This is a genomic window from Actinosynnema sp. NPDC050801 (genome assembly GCF_040673975.1).
Classification (GTDB): domain Bacteria; phylum Actinomycetota; class Actinomycetes; order Mycobacteriales; family Pseudonocardiaceae; genus Actinosynnema.
Genome location: NZ_JBFAQZ010000004.1, coordinates 30,899 through 48,765, shown reverse-complemented (window position 1 = coordinate 48,765; position 17,867 = coordinate 30,899). Strand labels below are relative to the sequence as shown.

Genomic DNA, 17,867 nt, shown 5'->3' with positions numbered 1-17,867 from the left:
CGGGGTACCTGAACGTAGGACACGCGCGTTCCGAACGTAGGACACGCGCGTTCTGAACGTAGGACACGCGCGTTCTGGAGGTAGGACACGCACGAGAGTCGTACGTTGGCGTCGCGCGTGTCCTACGTTCGGGACAGGCGTGTCCTACGTTCAGGACGCGTGAGGTGAACGTTCGGGACCGAGGTGCAGGGCTAGAGGCGTTGCCAGAGGGCCGGGACGTTCGGGGGTTCCCAGCCGGGCTGGGAGGTGTGGGACTGGCGGCACTGGTAGGTGACGCCGTTGTAGGTGACCTGGGCGCCTGCCGTGTAGGCGCGGTTCGGGGCCCACGTGCCGGATGGTTGGGTCGTGGTGGTGGTGGTCCCGTTGCCCCAGGGGACCTGGGGTGAGCGGTAGAAGTCGAGGCCCATGGCGGTCCAGCGCGGGGCCTGGGCGCCGAGGCGGAGGCGGAACGCGTCCCAGTTGTGGGTCGACCAGGGTGACCAGGCCAGTTCGGCGATCGTGGGCAGGCGGGGGAACGCCAGGTAGTCGACGTGTGCGGGGGTCACGACCGTTTCCGTCCACAGTGGAGCTTCGACGCCGCTGACCGCCGACTCCGGCACACCGCTCACGTGCGTGCCGGGGTTCCAGTTGTAGGCGTCCTGGGCCTCGATGAAACCGGCCCAGCTCAGGCCGAGCGGCGTGCTGGAGTTGTACTTCATGTCCAGGTACGCCTTGTTCGCGGGCGACATCACGATCTTCTGGCCGCGCGCGGCGGCGTTCTGGACGACGGCGTTGGACGTGGTCGTGCCCCAGTACTGGGCGACCGCCGAGGTGTCCGCGGTGGTCTTGACGAACTCGTGCCAGCCCATGGCCTTCTTGCCGTACTTGCCGACCAGCGGCAGCACGCGGTTCATGAACGTCTGGTACTCCTGGTCGGTGGTCGCGTTCGCCTCGTCGCCGCCGATGTGGAAGTACGGCCCGGGCGTCAACGCGGCGATCTCCCGGATCACGTCCTCCACGAACGTGTAAGTGATGTCCTTGGACACGCACAACGACGAGTAGCCGACCGCGATGTCCGTGCGCAACGCGGGCGCGACGCCGTTGCAGTTCAGCTCGGCGTACGAGGACAGCGCCGCGTTGGTGTGGCCGGGCAGGTCGACCTCGGGCACGACGGTGATGTGCCGGGCCGCCGCGTAGGCGACGATCTCCTGGTACTGCGCCTTGGTGTAGTACCCGCCGGGTCCGCCGCCGACCTGCGTGCTGCCGCCGTGCGTGGCCAGCCGCGGCCAGCTGTCGACGACGATGCGCCAGCCCTGGTCGTCGGTCAGGTGCAGGTGGAAGTAGTTGACTTTGTAGAGGGCGAGCTGGTCGAGGTACCGCTTGACCGTCGCGACCGGGTGGAAGTGGCGGGCCACGTCGAGCATCGCGCCGCGGTACGCGAACCGCGGGTGGTCGGTGATGGTCGCCCCGGGCAAGGTCCACGGGCCGGGTTGCGCGGTCCTGCTCTCGACCTTGGCGGGCAGGAGCTGCCGCACCGTCTGCACGCCCGCGAACAGGCCCGCCGGGGTGTTGGCGCGCAGCTGCACGGACGCCGCCGTGACCACCAGGTGGTAGCCCTGGTCACCGACGGACGCGGGCGCGCCGCCGATGAGCAGCGAGATGCCGTCGGTCGGCGTGCCGGTGGTGTCGGTGACGGGCAGGGCGAACCCGGTCGACGGGCGGAGCAGACCGGCGAGGTGCTCGCCGACGGCGTGCGCGGCGGCCGTGGTGTAGATCTTCGTGGCGGCGGTGATCGGGTGCGTGACGCCGGCGGCGGGCTGCACCGAGACCGGTACGGGGACGAGGCTCTGCAGGGGTTCGGCGGCCGAGGCCGTGGTGGTGTCCGTGCCGACGTTCCAGACGACGGTCGCGCCGAGCACCGTCACCAGGACGGCGAGCGCTCGCGCCGTCCTCGCTTGGAGTTTCACCGTGGGTCCTCCTCAAGGCGGGCGGCGGCCGGCTGCCGTCAAGCGTGCGTACGCCCGAGAGGAGATGTCAATGGGTCTAGACCAGTTGGCGAAGAGGCCCGGGTAGGACGAAGGGGGTGGCGCCGGCTACGCGAGGTCGAGCTTGCCGAGTTCCACCCGCGACGCGACGCCGAGCTTCGGGTAGGCCTTGTAGAGGTGGTAGCCGACCGTGCGCGGGCTCAGGAACAGCTGCGCGCCGATGTCCCGGTTGCTCAGCCCGGTCGCGGCCAGGCGCACGACCTGCAGTTCCTGCGGCGTGAGGGCGCTGAGCGGGTCCGGTCCCGGCACGGCCCGGCTCTCGCCGGTGGCACGCAGTTCGGTGCGGGCACGGGCGGCCCACGGCGTCGCGTCGAGCCGTTCGAAGCTCTCCAACGCCGACCGCAGGTGCGTGCGGGCGTCGGCCTTGCGGCGGGCCCGGCGCAACCACTCCCCGTACAGCAGCTCGGTGCGGGCGCGTTCGAACGGGCGGGTCTCGTTCGCCCGGGTCTCGTTCGCGCGGTGCAGTTCGACGGCGGTGGTGAACCACTGCTCGTCGTCGGTGAGCAGGGCCCGGCAGCGTGCGGCGACCGCTCGCGCCCACGGCTGGCCGGTGCTCGACGCCCACTCGTCGTACCAGGTGGCGGCGTCCTCGGCGAAGGCGTGCCTGCCCAGCCGGACGGCGGCCTCCACCAGGTCGGGCAGGCTCGCGATGGCGTAGAGCCGGTGCGCGCCGGCGGCGACGTCCGCCAGCCGGTCCAGCACGGCCTCGTGCCTGCCCTGGCCGAGGTCCAGCAACGCCAACGCGCACGCGGCGCGCACGGACTTCGGCTGGTCGTCGGTCAACGTCGCCACCAGCTCCTCGCACCGGTCCGCGTCACCGGTGATGGCGGCCAGCTCGGCGAGCACGCTCGACAGGAAACCGACGCTGAACGCCTGGCCGATGTCCGCCGCGATCCGCAACCCCTCCTCGGCGGTGGCGCGCGCGTCGCGGTGCCGCCCGAGGTGCAGGAGCCCGCGTGCCCGGTAGGCCAGCGCCCGCGGCAGCACGCCGAGGGCGCCCTGGGCGCGGGACTCGTGTTCGAGTCCGGACGCCCACTCGTACGCGGCCCGGTCGTCACCGAGGACCAGGTGCCACCACGCGCTGACGGCGTTGCCGGGTCCGCCCACGTACGGCGAGTCGAGCAGCCGGCGCAGCGCCGCCATCCCGCCGGGCACGTCCGCGCCGTCCAGGCCGAAGGCGGCCGTGGCGACGGCTCGCGTGTCCTCGGCGCCGGGCAGGTCCTGCACGCGTGCCGCGATCTCCGCGAGCGCGTCGAGGTCGCGGCCCGCCCACGCGTTGTTGGCGGCGTTGAACAGCAACTCCCCCGCCAGCTCGGGATCGGTGTGCGCGGCGCACGTGGCGGCGCGGGCCAGTTGCGTCGCGGCCTGCGCCGGGTGTCCCTGCTCGCTGGCCAGCCTGGCCTGGATGCGCGCCACCCTGGCGCCGTCGACCTCGTCGGTCACCAGGTCCCACGCCTGGTCGGCGAGCACTACCGCGCGGTCGAACTGGCCCGCCGCACCGGCCGCGCCGGCCGCCGCCGCCAGCCGGTGGCCGCGCGCGACGGGGTCCGGGGTCAGCTCGGCGGCGCGGTGGTAGGCCGACGCGACGGCGATGTAACCGCCCCGGCCGCGGGCGTCCTCGGCGGTGCGGGCCAGGGCTTGTGCGACGTCCTCGTCGGGCGCGGTGGTGGCGGCGGCCAGGTGCCACGCGCTGCGGTGGGCGTCGTCCACCACTTCGGCGAGCGCCGCGTGGACGGTGATGCGGTGCTTGAGCGGTGCGCTCTGGTAGGCGGCGGCGCGGATGAGGGGGTGGCGGAACGTCAGCCTGCCCTCGTCCGAGCGCAGGAGTTGGCGTTGCTCGGCGACTTCGAGGTCGTCCAGGGACGCGCCGAGCAGGCCGGCGGCCTTGAACACGACGCCCGGGTCGCCGGTGTCGTCGGCGGCGGCGACCAGCAGGAGGGTGCGGGTGCGCTCGGGCAGGGTGCCGATGCGGTCGGCGAACGTCTGCTGGATGCGGCTGTGGGTGGGCAGGGCGGCGACGCGGTAGGCGTGGGCGGCGGGCAGGTGGCCCTCGCGTTGCGCGGCGGGCAGTTCGAGCAGCGCCAACGGGTTGCCGCGGGCCTCGTGGGCGATCTGGTCGCGGACGTAGCGCGGCAGGTCGGCGGCGTGCTCGTCCAGGAGCGCGGCCGCGTGCTCGGGGGCGAGGCCGGTCAGCCGCAGCTCGGACAGGCCGGGCGCGGGGAACGGCGGCGCGTGCAGGTCGCGGGCGGCGAAGATCATCGCGATGCCCTCGGCCTGCAGGCGGCGTGCGGCGAAGACGAGGGCGTGCGCGGAGGCTTGGTCCAGCCAGTGCGCGTCGTCCACCAGGCAGAGGACCGGACCGTGCTCGGCGAGGTCGGCCAGGAGGGTGAGCACGGCCAGGCCGACCAGGTAGTGGTCGCCGCCGTCGGGCGGGGCGAGGCCGAGGGCGGCGCGCAGGGCGCCGGCCTGGTTGGGCGGCAGGGCGCCGGCCTGGTTGGGCGGCAGGGCGTCGACGCGGTCCACGACGGGGCCCAGGAGCAGGTTCAGCCCGGCGAACGGCACCACGGACTCGGACTCGACCGCCGTGCCGCGCAGGACGAGGAACCCGCCGTCGTCCCGGCCGGTGGCGGTTCGGGCGGCGCTGTCGCCGGTGGCGGTGCCGTTGGTGGCGGTATGGGCGGCGGCGGTGTCGCTGGTGGCGGTGTGGGCGGCCGTGTGGGCGGCGTGGGCCAGTAGTGCCGACTTGCCGATGCCCGCCTCGCCGCGCACCACGAGCACGCCGCTGCGCCCGGCGCGGGCGTCGGTCAGGAGCCGGTCGACCACGGTGAGTTCGGCGGACCGCCCGTGCAGCATGGTCACGACCCTAGCCGGCGTCCGGGACCAGGACGACCTTGCCGATCGTGTGCCTGCTCTCCATCGCCTCGTGCGCCCGCGCCGCCTCGGACAGCGGGAACTCCTGCACGAACGGCGTCAGCCGGCGCGCGGCCGCCTCCGCCAGCGCCCGCGCCTCCAACGCCCGCAGCCCGCCCGAGCGCTTCGCCACGTGCGGCCCGACGGCGACCGTCGCGGTCAGGCAGCGCTCGAACAGGTCAGCCGAGGACAGGCTCACCAGCTCACCGGACGACGTCCCGAACATCACCAGCCGACCGCCCGGCGCGAGCAGGTCCACCGCACCCCGTCCCAGCACGCCGCCGACGCCGTCCAGCACCACCGTCACCTCCCGTCCACCGAGCCGGGCCACCACGTCCTCCTGCCACCCGTCCCGCCGGTAGTCGACGGCGATCGCCGCACCCGCCCGCGACACCGCCCGCCGCTTCGCCTCGCACCCGGCCAACCCCACCACCAACGCCCCCGCCCGCGACGCCCCCTGCACCAGCATCGTGCCGACACCACCGGCCGCCGCCGTCACGACCACCACGTCGTCCGGCGCCGGCGCCGCCGCGTCCAGCACGCCCAACGCGGTGCTGCCGGTGCAGATCATCGCCACCGCGGCCGGGAAGCCGAGCCCGTCCGGGACGACGTGCAGCGCGCCGACCTCCCGCACCGCCAGCTCGGCGTACCCCCCGCGGGCCAGGCCCAGCTGCGTGACCACCCGCTCCCCCAGCCACCGCGGGTCCACCTCGGCGCCGACCGCGTCGACCACGCCCGCGACCTCGCTGCCCGGCGTGATCGGCAGGTCCGGCAACGGCACCCACCCCGCGCGGCCGCGCCGGATCACCGCGTCCACCAGGTGCACGCCCGCCGCGCGCACCGCGATCCGCACCTGGCCGGGCCCCGGCTCCGGGTCCTCGACCTCGGCATCGCGCAACCGGTCTGCGGAGCCGAACGCGTGCAGGCGGACGGCGCGCACGTCAGGCCCCGTAAGGCCGCTTGGCGCGGGCCTCCTTGAGCGCCATGCCCCACCAGACCAGTTGGTCGAGCAGGGTCGTCGCGGCCTTGTCCACCTCGTCGACCTCGACCGGGTCGCCCTCCTCGTCGAACCGCGACCACGCGCCGTGGAAGCTGACCGTGTCCCGCACGGTGACCGCGTGCAACTCGGCGAAGACCTGCCGCAACTGCTCGACCGCCCGCAACCCGCCGCCGACGCCGCCGTAGGAGACGAACCCGACCGGCTTGGCCTGCCACTCGGTGAAGTGCCAGTCGATGGCGCTCTTCAACGGGGCCGGGAAGCTGTGGTTGTACTCGGGCGTGATGACGACGAACGCGTCGGCGTCGCGGAGGCGCGGTGAGACGAGCGCGACCTCCGGGGCCGGCTCCTCGCCGAAGGCGTGCAGCCGGTCGGGCAGGTCCAGGTCGTCGAGGTCGAGCACGTCCACGCTCAGGTCGTCGCGCTGCTTGGCGCGGTCGGCGAACCAGTTCGCCACGACCGGCGCGAACCGGCCCTTCCGGGTACTGCCGACGATGATCGCTACCTTGATCACGGGTGTTCCTCCCCCTCGGTTGTGTCGGTGTCGACGCTAGGAGCGAGAGGGCCGGCCGGAATCCGTCACATGACTGTGTTGGATTGCCGCTGCTCCGCAGACGGCGGGCGAGGTCGCCGGGAAGTCGGTCGTTCGCGCCCTGATTTCCCGACGATCGAAGAGCGTGATCGCCGGGAAGTGAGGACGCGAACGACCGACGCGACCTCGCGGGGTCAGGCGAGCAGGCCAGGGCCTCGGCGGCGACCTTGCGGGGTCAGGCGAGCAGTGAGAGGACGTCGTCGGCGTCCTCGACGCGGCCCTGGGCGCGGAACAGGGTGAGGGCTCGTTGGCGGGCGTCGCGGGCTTCGTCGTGGCGGCCGACGGCGGCGAGGACGTCGCCGAAGTGGCGCAGGACGCTGGCCTCCTCGTAGGAGTTGTCCAGTTGCCGGTAGAGCTTGAGGGCGTGCCGGTAGTGCTCCACCGCGTCGGCGTCGCGGCCGTGGTGGTGGGCGATGTAGCCGAGGCTGTCCGAAGTGGCCGCTTCGCCCTCGACGTGGCCGAGCTCCTCGTTGAGCGCCAACGCTTCCCGGCAGTGCGCCTCCGCGTCGGCGTAGTCGCCGAGCCGCGCCATCCGGTAGCCGACGTCGTTGAGCGCCTCGGCGATGCGGACCGGGATGTCGAGCGCGCGGAACCGCTCCAGCTGGGCCCGGGCGTGTTCCAGGGCGCCGGCGACGTCGCCTCGGCGTTCCATCGCCCACGCCATGGCGCGGTGCGCGGCGGCCTTGCCGTAGTCGTCCTCCACCAGCTCCAACGCCCGCCGCAGGTGGTGGTCGCCCTCGTCGTAGCGGCCCACGTCGGTCAACGCCATGCCGAGGAACCTGTGCGCGGTCACCTGCTTGAACCGGTCCTGGAGGGCGTCGGCGGCGTCCAGCGCGGCCCCCCAGACCACGATGTCCTCGGCCGCGTGCCCCCGGCGCAGGTGGTAGTTCGTCAGCGCCCACGCCAGGTGCCAGGCGACCGCGTGCCGGCCGTGCTCGGCGGCCAGCCGTTGGGCGGCCAACAGCGACTCGTACTCGGCGTCGAACCAGTCCATCGCGGCGGTGACGTCGGCCAGCGGCGCCGGGTCGCCGTCCGGGGCCGGGATCGGCGGGCGGTGCGGTTCGATCAGCATGTCGCCGCGGTGCGCGGTGGCGGCGAAGTAGCCGATGAAGGCCTTGAGGTGCGCGTCGGCGTGCGCGGGCGCGACCTCGGCGGCGTAGAGGCGGACGAGGTCGTGCATGCGGTAGCGGCCCACCCGGTGTTGCTGGACGAGGTGGGCGGCTTCGAGCTCGCGCAGCAGTCTGCGGGTGTCGGCACGGCCGGTGAGGGCGGTGACGGCCTTCAGCCCGAGGTCGGGGGCGGAGGTCAGGCCGAGGAGGCCGAACAGCTCCCTCGCCTCCGGGCTGAGCACTCCTAACGAGCAGGCGAACACCGTGCGCAGGTCGGCGCTGAGGTCGTCCAGCGCGTCGAGGCGCTGGTCCTTCAGCTCCTCGGTCAACGCCGACAGCGGCAGGTCCGGCTGGGTCACGGCACGGGCGGCGATGATGCTCAGCGCCAGCGGCAGGCCGCCGCACAGCGCCAGCAGCTCGCGGGTGACGTCCGGCTCGGCCTCGACCCGTTCCGCGCCCAGGCGGGAGGTGAGGAACGCGTGGGACTCGTGCTCGTCCAGGACGTCCAACGTCACCGAGCGCGCGCCGTGGGCCGTGAGCAGGCCGAGCAGCTGGAGCCGGCTGGTGATCAGGACGGTGCAGTGCGCACCGCCGGGCAGCAGCGGGGTGACCTGGGCGGTGTCGCGGGCGTTGTCCAGCACGACGAGCACCCGCTTGCCGGCGACCAGGCTGCGGTAGAGGGCGGCCTGGGCGTCGAGGCCGGCGGGCGGGTCGTCGACGCCGAGGGCTTCGAGGAAGCCGCGCAGGGCGTGCTGGGGCGTGACGGGGTCGCCGACGGGGTCGAAACCGCGCAGGTTGACGTAGAGCTGGCCGTCCGGGAAGTCGTCCGCGTGCTGGTGGGCCCAGTGCAGGGCCAGGGCCGTCTTCCCGATGCCGCCGGCACCGCCGATCGCCGTGATGACGACGGTGGACGACGGTTCGGCCAGGTCGGCGATCTCCTTCTCCCGGCCGGTGAACCACCGCTGGGGCGCGGGCAGCTGGCGCGGGACGGTCGCGGACGCGCGGGGCTTGTCCTCCTGCTGACCGAGGATGCGCAGGTAGAGCTCTTGCAGCGGCTTGCCGGGGTCGGTGCCCAGCTCGTCGGCGAGCGTGCGGCGCACCGCGTCGTAGTGCTGCAACGCCTCCGACGACCGGCCGCTGTGGTGCAGGGCGAGCATGAGCTGGCCGGCGAGGCGTTCGTCCAGCGGGTCGGTGCGGGTGGCGTCGCGCAGGGCGGGCAGCAGGGCGGCGTGGTCGCCGAGCCGGATGGCCACGTCGTTGCGGTCCAGCTCGACGGCCGCGCGTTCGGCGTGCAACGCGTCCCTGACCTGCGTGAACCATGGCGAGTCGAGCCCGTCCAACGCCTCGCCGCGCCACCGCCGCAGGGCCTGGTCGTACAGCTCGGCGGCACGCTCGTCCGGTTCGGCGCGGGCCCGCTTGACCAGGGCCCGGAACTCGACCAGGTCGACCCGGTCGGCGTCCAGCAGGTAGCCGCCCGGCCGGCGCTGGATGTCGATCCCGGCGGAACGCAGCTTGGAGACGTACCCGTACAGCGTCTCCTTCGCGCGCAACGGCGGCTGACCACCCCAGACGCGGTCGACCAGCCGTTGCGCGGGCACCGGCCGCCCGGCTTCCAGCAGCAACGCCGCCAGCACGCTGCGCCGACGGGTGTGCCCGATGTCGAGGTCGGCACCGCCGACGCGCGCCCGGACACCGCCGAGCAGTTCGAAGTACACGCTGGAGCCCCCTCGAACAGCCGGTTCAAGGTTCATCCTAGGTTCGCTCACGGTCGCCCCAGCAGGGTGTCCCCATGACCGCGGACAGGTGAAAGACCCGGTGGAGCTGCCCCACACCTCCACCGGTACGAGGGGTCGACGTCCCGACCGGTGCTCCCCTGCCGGTTGGGACGCCGCGGTGTCCGCCGCCTCCTCCGAACTCCGCTGTCCCCTGATCACGAGGACGGCCGGCTGGGGGTCGGCCGTCCTCCGCGTCGCCGTGCGGCCGCAGGCGTGCGGGGTGCGGGTGTGCAAGGTGCGGGCGTGCGGTCGGCGGGTGTGCAAGGTGCGGTCGGCGGGCGTGTGGGGTGCGGGCGGCGAGGGGTGTCGCCGGGTTCACCTCAGTCGAGCGTCACCCTTTGTTCACCAGGAGGCGGGTCGACGCCGTGCCCAGCCCCGTCGGCCCGCGCAGCACGTGCGGCGTGACGGCGACCTCGCGCCCGCCGAAGTGCTTGGCCAGGTCGGCGTCGTGGTAGCGGACCACCTTCTGGTGCCAGTTGAGGATGCCGGACAGCCAGTCGCGCAACTCGCCGACGTAGGCGTCGAGCGCCTTGCGCGCCTCCCGGCCGAGCCGGAACTCCTCGTACAACGACGGCAGCTCGACCGCCACCGAGTGCTGGAACTGCTTCAACCGCGCGTTCGCCAGGTCGGTCGCGACGTCCCACGCCCGTTCCAGGTCGACGTCGAGGAAGTTGCGCACCACGAGCACCATGTTGTGCACCTCGCCCTCGAACTGGATCTCCTTCCGGTACGAGAAGAGGTCGTTGAGGATGGTGGCGTAGTCCGACGCCGAGTTCTCGATGTTGCGGATGGTGCGGGTCCGGTAGATCTCGTCGGGCACCATCCGGCCGTGGCCCAACCGGGTCAGGCTCATGGTCAGGTCCGAGCCGAACGTGCGGCGCCGCATCTCCACGTAGTCGACCGGGTCGGGGACGCGGTTCTCGTGCTGGTTCTTCAGCTCCCACACCCAGCTGTCGAGCATCAGCTCCACCGCGCGCCGCAGCTGCGCCCGGTTGTCGTGCGGCATCGGGGCGGCGGTGCGCTGCCAGACGTCGGCGAGGCCACGTTCCAGCGGTGTCACCGGTGTGGGTGACGCCCCTTCGAGGGGCATCATCTGCTTGAGCCGGTCGGTGGCGGCCTTCGCGGCGGTCAGGTCCGACGTCCGACCGAACACGACCGGGTAGTAGTCGTCGCCGTAGGTGCCCCAGGTCAGCCACAGGGCGTTGATCTCCAGCTCCTCCGCCGTGGCGTCCGGCGCGATGCCCGCCGAGCACAGCGCGAGGTCGATGTCGCGCAGCCTGCTCTCGGTCCACACGTTCGGCACGTCGTCGAAGATGCCCACGTCGCGCGCCCAGGCGACGCTCTTCTCCCGCGCGTCGGCCCAGTGCGGGCTCAGGCGCAGCTCGAACGGCATGTCGAGGGCCGGCTCCGGCCGCGACGGCACCTCCTCGAACGGCACGTGGCTGTAGCTGCGCAGGCGTTGCGGCGCGGTGGCGATGAACGCGCGGGCGGCGCTGGTGCCCATGCCCGTCGGGCCGCCCAGCACCGGGCTCGCGGTGACCGCGCCCTCGTTCATGTAGCGGCTGGAGCGGGCGTGCCACTCGTGGCCGCCGGACTGCCAGTCCTGGAGGCCCTTCACGTACGCCAGCACGGCCAGCCGGCCCGCCGGGTCCACGAGGTGCTCGTCCAGCAGCGGCGGCACCTCGGTGACGGCGGTGTGCTCGAACTGGTGCAGGCGGGAGGTGAGCAGGTCGTTGACCGCCTCGGCGGCCTCCTGGGTGCCGATGTCGAGGAACTTCTCCAGCACCAGCACGCCGTTGCTCAGCTCGCCCTCGTCGAGCACCTCGCGCTCGTAGGAGAACAGGTCGTTGCGCAGGTGCACGGCGTCGGCGAACGTGTCGCGCAGGACGCTCATCGGGCGGGTGAGGGCGATCCGGGCGGGCACCTCCAGGCCGGTGACGTGCTCGACCAGGTTCGCCGACCACGGCGCGCCGCCCACCTTGCGGCGCATCTCGATGTACTCGATCGGGTTGGACAGCCTGCCCTCGGAGATGTTGAGCAGCTCCCACATGGACTCGTCCAGCAGGTGCTTGGTGTTGTCGGCGAACCGGCGGCGCCAGTCGGGCGAGTGCGACCCGACGGTGCGCGTCCACAGGTCGGCCAGGCCCTTCTCGACCGGGTTCGTCGGCTCGTCCGTGATCGGGCCCTCGACCGGCATGAACAGCGGCAGCCGGTCCAGGTAGGCCTTCGCGCCCGCCACGTCCGGGTTGCGCTTGTACAGCTCGACGAAGTGGTCGTCGAAGTAGAAGACCCACACGTACCAGTCGGTGACGAGGTCCAGGTCGTCGGGCGAGGCGTCCGGGTGGGTGTAGGCGCAGAGCAGGGCGTAGTCGTGCGAGTCGAGGTCGTGCTCGGTCCAGATGACGGTGCCGTGCTGCGGCACGTCGATCATGTCCATCCCGTACGCCCAGGCCTTGGTGTGCGTCCGCGCGCGTTCCAGGTTGGGGTTCAGCCGTGCCGGGTAGGGCATGTAGAAGTCCGGCAACTGGAACGGCTGCGCCATCGGCTCGTACCTCTCGTCATGACACGGACCTGGTGTACGCAACCAGTGCGGGGGTGCGACGGCCAAGACCTGCCGCGGGTGATCCACACGTTCGAGCGCCAGGTCCAACCGACCGGCTCAACGGTGTGCTGCTTTGGGTGGTTGTCCGGATGGCGGCTGCGCCGGTGCGGGGGTCCGCCGCGACCGGTCCCGGCGAGCGGTGGAACCGGCGCGGAGGCTGCACACTGGACCACGTGCCCAGCCTGGAGCCGTTCGACCTGGACTTCTTCGACTCGGCACCGCAGCTCCACCGCCACGTGCTGGAGCTACCGGTGTCACCCGAACGTGTGTGGCGCGGCCTGACCGCCTCGAACCCGCTGTGGTGGTGCCGCCTGCTGTCGTCCGTGGAGTACACGTCCCCGCGCCCGTTCGGGGTCGGCACCACGAGGACCGCGGCCGTGCTGGGCGTGCTGCGGCTGCGCGAGCACTTCATCCGCTGGGAGGAGGGGCGGCGGCAGTCGTTCCTGGTGGACCGGGCGAACCTGCCGGTGTTCCGCCGGTTCGGGGAGGACTACCTGGTGGAGCGGACGGACGACGGCTGCCGGCTCACTTGGACGTTCGCCTACGAGCCCGCGGTCAAGGCGCACAGCCGGGTCAACGCGGTGGTGTTCAACTCGTTGGTCGCCGACACGAAGCGGCACTTCGAGGGCTGAACCTGCTTGCTCCGCGTTACCGAATCGTCCGATAAGTGCAGTAGATCACGCCCATATGGGTGAGTCAGGGGATTAGGTTAGGCTCCCCTCATGTCTAAGGGAGACGCGCTGCTCGCCGGGGAGGAACTGGTCCTCGCGCACCACGACCGCGCGGTGGTGCACGGTGTCTCGCTGGGACTGCGCGCGGGCACCGTGACGGCGCTCGTCGGGCCCAACGGGTCCGGCAAGTCGACCGTCCTCAGGTCCCTGGCGCGGCTGCACCGGCCGCGCGAGGGGCAGGTGCGGATGGGCGAGCGGTCGGTCTGGGGGCACTCCCCGCTGTCCGGCAAGGAGTTCGCCCGCAACGTCACCCTGCTCACCCAGCAGCGGCCCACGCCGTCGGGGGTGTCGGTGCGCGACGTGGTCTCCTACGGCCGGTACCCGTACCGGACCGGGTGGCGCGGCGTGGACCTGGAGGGGAGCGCGGCCGTCGAGCGCGCCATGGCGCTGACGGGTGTCACACCGATGGCCGGCCGGGGCGTGGACGAGTTGTCCGGTGGCGAGTTGCAGCGCGTCTGGCTCGCGTCGTGCCTGGCGCAGCAGACCTCCGTGCTGCTGCTGGACGAGCCCACCAACCACCTCGACCTGCGCTACCAGGTCGAGGTCCTCGACGTGGTGCGCGACCTGGCCGACGACCACGACGTGGCGGTCGGCGTCGTGCTCCACGACCTCGACCACGCGGCGATCGTCGCGGACGAGGTCGTGCTGCTGTCCGAGGGTCGTGTCGTCGCGGCCGGCGGGGTCCGCGACGTCCTGACCGGCGAGCACCTCACCCACGCCTACGGCGTCACGGTGCACGTCGCCGACGACCCCGTGACCGGCGCGATCCACTGCCGCCCCCTCGGCAGGCACACGCCCCGACCGGTCTGAGTCCTTCCCCCTTCACCCTGAGAGGTACCAGCGATGCGCTTGCTCGCCCCTGCCCTCGTCACGGCGGCCGTGCTGCTGTCGGCGTGCGGCACGACCGAGACGCCCACGTCCGCGCCGACCGAGTCCGCCGGAGGTCCGGTCACCCTGACCGACGCCCGCGGCAAGGAGGTCAAGCTCGACTCGCCCGCCGAGAAGGTCGTCGCGCTGGAGTGGGGCGAGACCGAGATCCTCGCCTCGCTGGGCGTCATGCCGGTGGGTGTCGCGGACGCCGCGGGCTACAAGACCTGGGACTCGGTCGCGCCGCTCGGCGCGGACGTGAAGGACGTCGGCAAGCGCAACGAGCCCAGCGTCGACTCGATCGTCGCGCTCGACCCCGACCTGGTGATCATGGCCGAGGGCCGCGACACCACGCTCGCCGGCCAGCTGGAGAAGTACGTGCCGGTGGTCGTCACCAAGTCCAGCGACGCCTCCCGGAACTTCGACCGGCTGCGCGAGGACGTGAAGATCATCGCCAAGGCGGTCGGCAAGTCCGCCGAGGGCGACGAGCTGCTGTCCGGGATGGACACCGCGCTGGCCGACGGCAAGAAGGCGGTCGAGGCCAAGGGTGCGGCCGGCACGCCGTTCATCATGGCCGACGGCTGGCTGGAGGGCAGCACGGTCAACATCCGCCCGTTCGGCAAGGGCTCGCTGGTCTCCGACACCGCCGAGGCGGTCGGCCTGAAGAACGCCTGGACCGGTGAGGTCGACGCGCAGTGGGGCCTGGGCGCCACCGACGTCGAGGGCCTGACCGCGCTCACCGACCCGAAGACCGTGCTGTTCTACAGCGCGTCCGAGGACGACGTGTTCACCACCGGTCTCGCGCAGAACCCGGTGTGGCAGCGGCTGCCGTTCGTGACCTCGAAGAAGGTCTTCAAGCTGGAGCCGGGCACCTGGACGTTCGGCGGGCCGAAGTCGGTCATCCGGGTCGCCGAGCAGTTCGTGAAGGCCATCACCGCCTGATGCGCACCGCCGTCGTGACGGCGGGGATCGTGGCGCTCATCGCCGTGCTCTCCGCCGTCCACCTCACCCAGGGCACGGCGTCGACCGGTGTGCTCGACGTGCTCGACGCCCTGGTGGGCAACGGGGACGCGCAGACCCTCGCCGTGCTGGAGGGTTCGCGCGTGCCGCGCCTGCTGGCCGCGTTGCTGCTCGGTGTCGCGCTCGGCGTGGCCGGCGCGGGCATGCAGTCGGTGGCGCGCAACCCGTTGGCGTCACCGGACACGCTCGCCGTCAACGCGGGCTCGCACCTGGCCGTCGTCGCGATCGCGGCGTTCGGGCTGAGCGTGCCCACGCTGGCCGGTGGCGCGGTGGCGTTCGTCGGCGGTCTCGCCGCGGCGGTCGTCGTGCTGGGGCTGGCAGGCGGTGGTTCGGCCGGCCCTCGGCTGGTGCTCGTGGGCTCGGCGGTCATGTTGACGCTCCAGTCGGCGACCATCCTGCTGCTCCTGATGTACGAGCAGGAGACGACGGGGCTGTTCGCGTGGGGTTCCGGGTCGCTGACGGTGAGCGACCTGGACGCGACCGCGCGGATGGCGCCGGTCGTGGCGGTCGCGGTGGCGGCGCTGCTCTTCATGGGGCGGTCGCTGGACGTCCTGGCGCTGGGCGACGACAACGCGACGGTGCTGGGGTTGAAGGTGCGGCGGACGCGCGTGGGCGCGGTGCTGCTGACCGTGGCGCTGACGGCGGCCGCGGTGACGGTCGCCGGTCCGGTCGGGTTCGTCGGGCTCAGCGCGCCGGTGATCACCCGGCTGCTGACGCCGCTGGTGCCCGGCCTGGGCCGGCACCGCGCGTTGCTGCCGGTCTCCGGGCTGGTCGGCGTGGTGATCGTGCTCGGTGCGGACGTGCTGCTGCGGGCCGTCATGGGGTCGGCCGCGGCGGTGCGGGTGCCGACCGGTGTGATGACGACGATCCTGGGCGCGGTCGTGCTGATCTGGCTGGCACGGCGGGGGCGGTCCGGCGGGACGCCGCGGCAGGCGCCGGCCGGGCGGGTCGGCGTGGCCGGGTCGGCGCGTCGGCTCGTGGTGACGTCCGTGGTGCTGGGCGTGCTGCTGGTCGCCGCGCCGACCGCGGGGCTGATGCTCGGTGACCGGCTGGTGCTGCTGGGCGACCTGGCGAACTGGTTCGCGGGGCGCACGGGCACCGCGTTGACGTTCGTGGTGGACCAGCGGGTGCCCCGGGTGCTGGCGGCGCTGGCCGCGGGTGCGGCGCTGGCGGTGGCCGGGTGCGGCATCCAGTCGGTGAGCCGCAACCCGTTGGCTGAGCCCGGCCTGCTGGGCATCACGGCGGGTGCGGGGCTGGGCGCGATCACGTTGATCACGGCCGTGCCGCTGGCCGGCGCGTGGCACATCGCCGGCGCCGCCGGTGCGGGTGCGGTGGTGGCGTTCGCGCTGGTCTACGGGCTGGCGTGGCGGTCGGGGTTGGACTCGGACCGGCTGGTGGTCATCGGCATCGCGATGTGGTCGGCCGGGATGGCGCTGATCACGCTGCTGATCGTGACGTCGGACCCGTGGAACACGGCGAAGGCGTTGACCTGGATGTCCGGCTCGACCTACGGGCGGACGCTGGAGCAGGTGGCGCCGACGGCGCTCGCGCTGGTGCTGCTGACGCCGTTGCTGTGGGCCCGGCACCGCGAACTCGACCTGCACAGCCTGGACGAGGACACGCCGCGCGTGCTGGGGATGCGGGTGGAGCGGTCGCGGCTGGTGATCCTGCTGGCGGCGGGCGTGCTGGCGGCCACGGCCGTGTCGGCGATCGGCGTCGTGGCGTTCGTCGGGCTGGTCGCGCCGCACCTGGCCCGGTCGCTGGTCGGCGGGCGGCACGCGCGCGTGCTGCCGGTCGCGGCGGCGGTGGGCGCGGTGCTGGTGAGCGCGGCGGACACGGTGGGCCGGACGGTGATCTCGCCCGCGCAGGTCCCGGCCGGGTTGGTGATCGCGTTGATCGGCACGCCGTACTTCGTGCTGGTGCTGTGGCGGACGCGCGAGGTGCGCACCTGACCGCGCCCGGACCCGAGCCGACGCGCACGCCTCGCCGTTGAGGCGTGCGCGTCGGTGTGGCTCAGGACGGCTGGCGCACCCGCTGGGCCGACATGGTGCTGCGCTTGGCGAACGTGTACGCCGCCGACACGAGCGTCATGTGGTGGTGCCAACCGCGGTACGACCGGCCCTCGAAGTCGAGCAGCCCGAAGTGGGCCCTCAACTCCTGCAGGTCGGCCGCGGTGCGCTCGACCATCGCTCCCTGCGAGATGACCTCCGCCGCGCGGACGTCGGTGCGGTTGGTCAGCCAGAGCCTCGTCCGGCCACCCTGCCGCGACGTGCCGACGAGCTGCAGCGGCGGGCCACCGCGGCGGCCCGGCGCGGACGGCAGCCGCACCGGCATCGACACGGCCTGCGTGGCCCGGTGCCTGCCGTCGACGCCCGCCGCCCAGGTGACGACCTGCCGGTGCGTGATGTCCGCACCGCGCAACAGGTCCCGCGCCCGCACCAGGTTCGGTCCGCGTTGCGGGCCGTAGCCCGTGCGGACGGCCGCGAGGTGCGGCCCGGGAACCACTTCGAGCCCGTCCGGCACCTCGAAGACGAAGTCCGCCCCCATCTCGGCGAGCCGCGTCATCAGCTGGCACGCCCCCGCGGTGTGCCGCAGGTCACCCACGACCGGTGCGCTGGAGATGCCCCACTCGCCGACCTCCTCGACCATGTCGAGCGCGTACTGCCACTCCGCCTGCGCCCGCACCGAGGGCGGGATGTAGGCCCGCTCCCGCCGGCGTTCGTCGTCCGTCCAGCGCCGCGTCAACTGGATCCGCCAGTCCACCGGAATGCTCGCCAACTCCCCAGCCAGGAAAAGTCCGGTGCCGATCTGGCAGTTGATCGCCCGCCCTTCGCTCGGCACGAACCTGCGTTCTACGCCGACCGAGTGGTCACCACGTTTCGGAATAGTCGTGTCGGCAATTACCCAGGCCCTCGGCCGGAGTAATTCGTCGACTTCCTCGGCAATCCGGGACCGCACCCCACGCCAGTCCCACGGGCTCTGATTGATGAATTGTTGCAAAGATTGCGAAACCGGTAACTCAAGCACCTCCTCGGCAATTCTGCGGACCGACTTGCGACCGTGTCCAAGCAACAGCCCGCGCAGATAAACCTCAGCCCATCGCCGCTGGTCAGAGCGGGGTAGCGAGCTGAACTTGTCCTGCGCGAAGTGTGTCACCTCATCATTCTTGGCCAGCGAAAGAGCAGTGCGAAGACTGTCTTCGACCACCGTAGACCCCCGAAACTGTCACATACCGTACTC

11 protein-coding genes are annotated in these 17,867 nt (G+C 72.6%); 4 read left to right on the top strand and 7 right to left on the bottom strand.

All coding sequences use genetic code 11. The annotated features are described in order from the left end of the window. Nucleotides 1-191: 191 nt before the first annotated feature. The 6 genes from AB0K14_RS10580 to AB0K14_RS10555 form a co-directional block, all read right to left on the bottom strand. Nucleotides 192-1,904 carry a family 20 glycosylhydrolase gene (locus AB0K14_RS10580; RefSeq protein ID WP_360452145.1) on the bottom strand — a complete coding sequence of 571 codons (1,713 nt, stop codon included), beginning with the start codon at nt 1,902-1,904 and terminating at the stop codon, nt 192-194. Between the two features lie 168 nt (nt 1,905-2,072). After that, nucleotides 2,073-4,877, bottom strand: a complete 2,805-nt coding sequence (locus AB0K14_RS10575) for an AAA family ATPase (RefSeq protein ID WP_360451810.1) — start codon at nt 4,875-4,877, stop codon at nt 2,073-2,075. Between the two features lie 10 nt (nt 4,878-4,887). Then, nucleotides 4,888-5,874 (bottom strand): zinc-binding dehydrogenase, encoded by a 987-nt coding sequence (locus AB0K14_RS10570; RefSeq protein ID WP_360451808.1) that lies wholly within the window; start codon nt 5,872-5,874, stop codon nt 4,888-4,890. 1 nt (nt 5,875) lies between these two features. Next, nucleotides 5,876-6,445, bottom strand: a complete 570-nt coding sequence (locus AB0K14_RS10565) for an NAD(P)H-dependent oxidoreductase (RefSeq protein WP_360451806.1) — start codon at nt 6,443-6,445, stop codon at nt 5,876-5,878. A gap of 253 nt (nt 6,446-6,698) precedes the next feature. Further along, nucleotides 6,699-9,347, bottom strand: coding sequence for a BTAD domain-containing putative transcriptional regulator (locus AB0K14_RS10560; RefSeq protein ID WP_360465980.1), 2,649 nt, complete (start codon nt 9,345-9,347; stop codon nt 6,699-6,701). A 391-nt stretch (nt 9,348-9,738) separates the two neighbouring features. Continuing rightward, complete coding sequence (locus AB0K14_RS10555; protein ID WP_360465982.1) at nt 9,739-11,949, bottom strand: germacradienol/geosmin synthase; 2,211 nt, start codon at nt 11,947-11,949, stop codon at nt 9,739-9,741. Between the two features lie 233 nt (nt 11,950-12,182). On the opposite strand from AB0K14_RS10555, the gene AB0K14_RS10550 reads away from it, so the two are divergent. The 4 genes from AB0K14_RS10550 to AB0K14_RS10535 all read left to right on the top strand — a co-directional run bounded on the left by AB0K14_RS10550 (nt 12,183) and on the right by AB0K14_RS10535 (nt 16,579). Continuing rightward, a complete protein-coding gene (locus AB0K14_RS10550; RefSeq protein ID WP_360465985.1) occupies nt 12,183-12,641 on the top strand; it encodes an SRPBCC family protein in 459 nt (152 codons plus the stop codon). Between the two features lie 90 nt (nt 12,642-12,731). Beyond that, nucleotides 12,732-13,550 carry an ABC transporter ATP-binding protein gene (locus tag AB0K14_RS10545; protein WP_360465988.1) on the top strand — a complete coding sequence of 273 codons (819 nt, stop codon included), beginning with the start codon at nt 12,732-12,734 and terminating at the stop codon, nt 13,548-13,550. Between the two features lie 33 nt (nt 13,551-13,583). After that, the gene (locus AB0K14_RS10540; RefSeq protein WP_360465991.1) at nt 13,584-14,549 is read left to right on the top strand and encodes an ABC transporter substrate-binding protein; all 966 of its coding nucleotides are present in this window, start codon (nt 13,584-13,586) and stop codon (nt 14,547-14,549) included. Continuing rightward, on the top strand, nt 14,549-16,579 hold the full coding sequence (locus AB0K14_RS10535; protein ID WP_360465994.1) for an iron ABC transporter permease: 2,031 nt from the start codon (nt 14,549-14,551) through the stop codon (nt 16,577-16,579). The genes AB0K14_RS10540 and AB0K14_RS10535 overlap by 1 nt, the downstream gene beginning before the upstream one ends. A 61-nt stretch (nt 16,580-16,640) precedes the next feature. Here the strand turns inward: AB0K14_RS10535 and AB0K14_RS10530 are convergent, their stop codons facing one another. Next, entirely contained in the window at nt 16,641-17,783 is a 1,143-nt protein-coding gene (locus AB0K14_RS10530) for an IS701 family transposase (protein WP_364337982.1), read from the bottom strand. Between the last annotated feature and the right edge of the window lie 84 nt (nt 17,784-17,867).

Excerpts from the sequence above, each read along its gene's own strand:
- AB0K14_RS10575 (WP_360451810.1), bottom strand. The coding sequence starts at position 4,877 with ATGCTGCACGGGCGGTCCGCCGAACTCACCGTGGTCGACCGGCTCCTG.
- AB0K14_RS10555 (WP_360465982.1), bottom strand. The coding sequence starts at position 11,949 with ATGGCGCAGCCGTTCCAGTTGCCGGACTTCTACATGCCCTACCCGGCA.
- AB0K14_RS10545 (WP_360465988.1), top strand. The coding sequence starts at position 12,732 with ATGTCTAAGGGAGACGCGCTGCTCGCCGGGGAGGAACTGGTCCTCGCG.
- AB0K14_RS10540 (WP_360465991.1), top strand. The coding sequence starts at position 13,584 with ATGCGCTTGCTCGCCCCTGCCCTCGTCACGGCGGCCGTGCTGCTGTCG.
- AB0K14_RS10535 (WP_360465994.1), top strand. The coding sequence starts at position 14,549 with ATGCGCACCGCCGTCGTGACGGCGGGGATCGTGGCGCTCATCGCCGTG.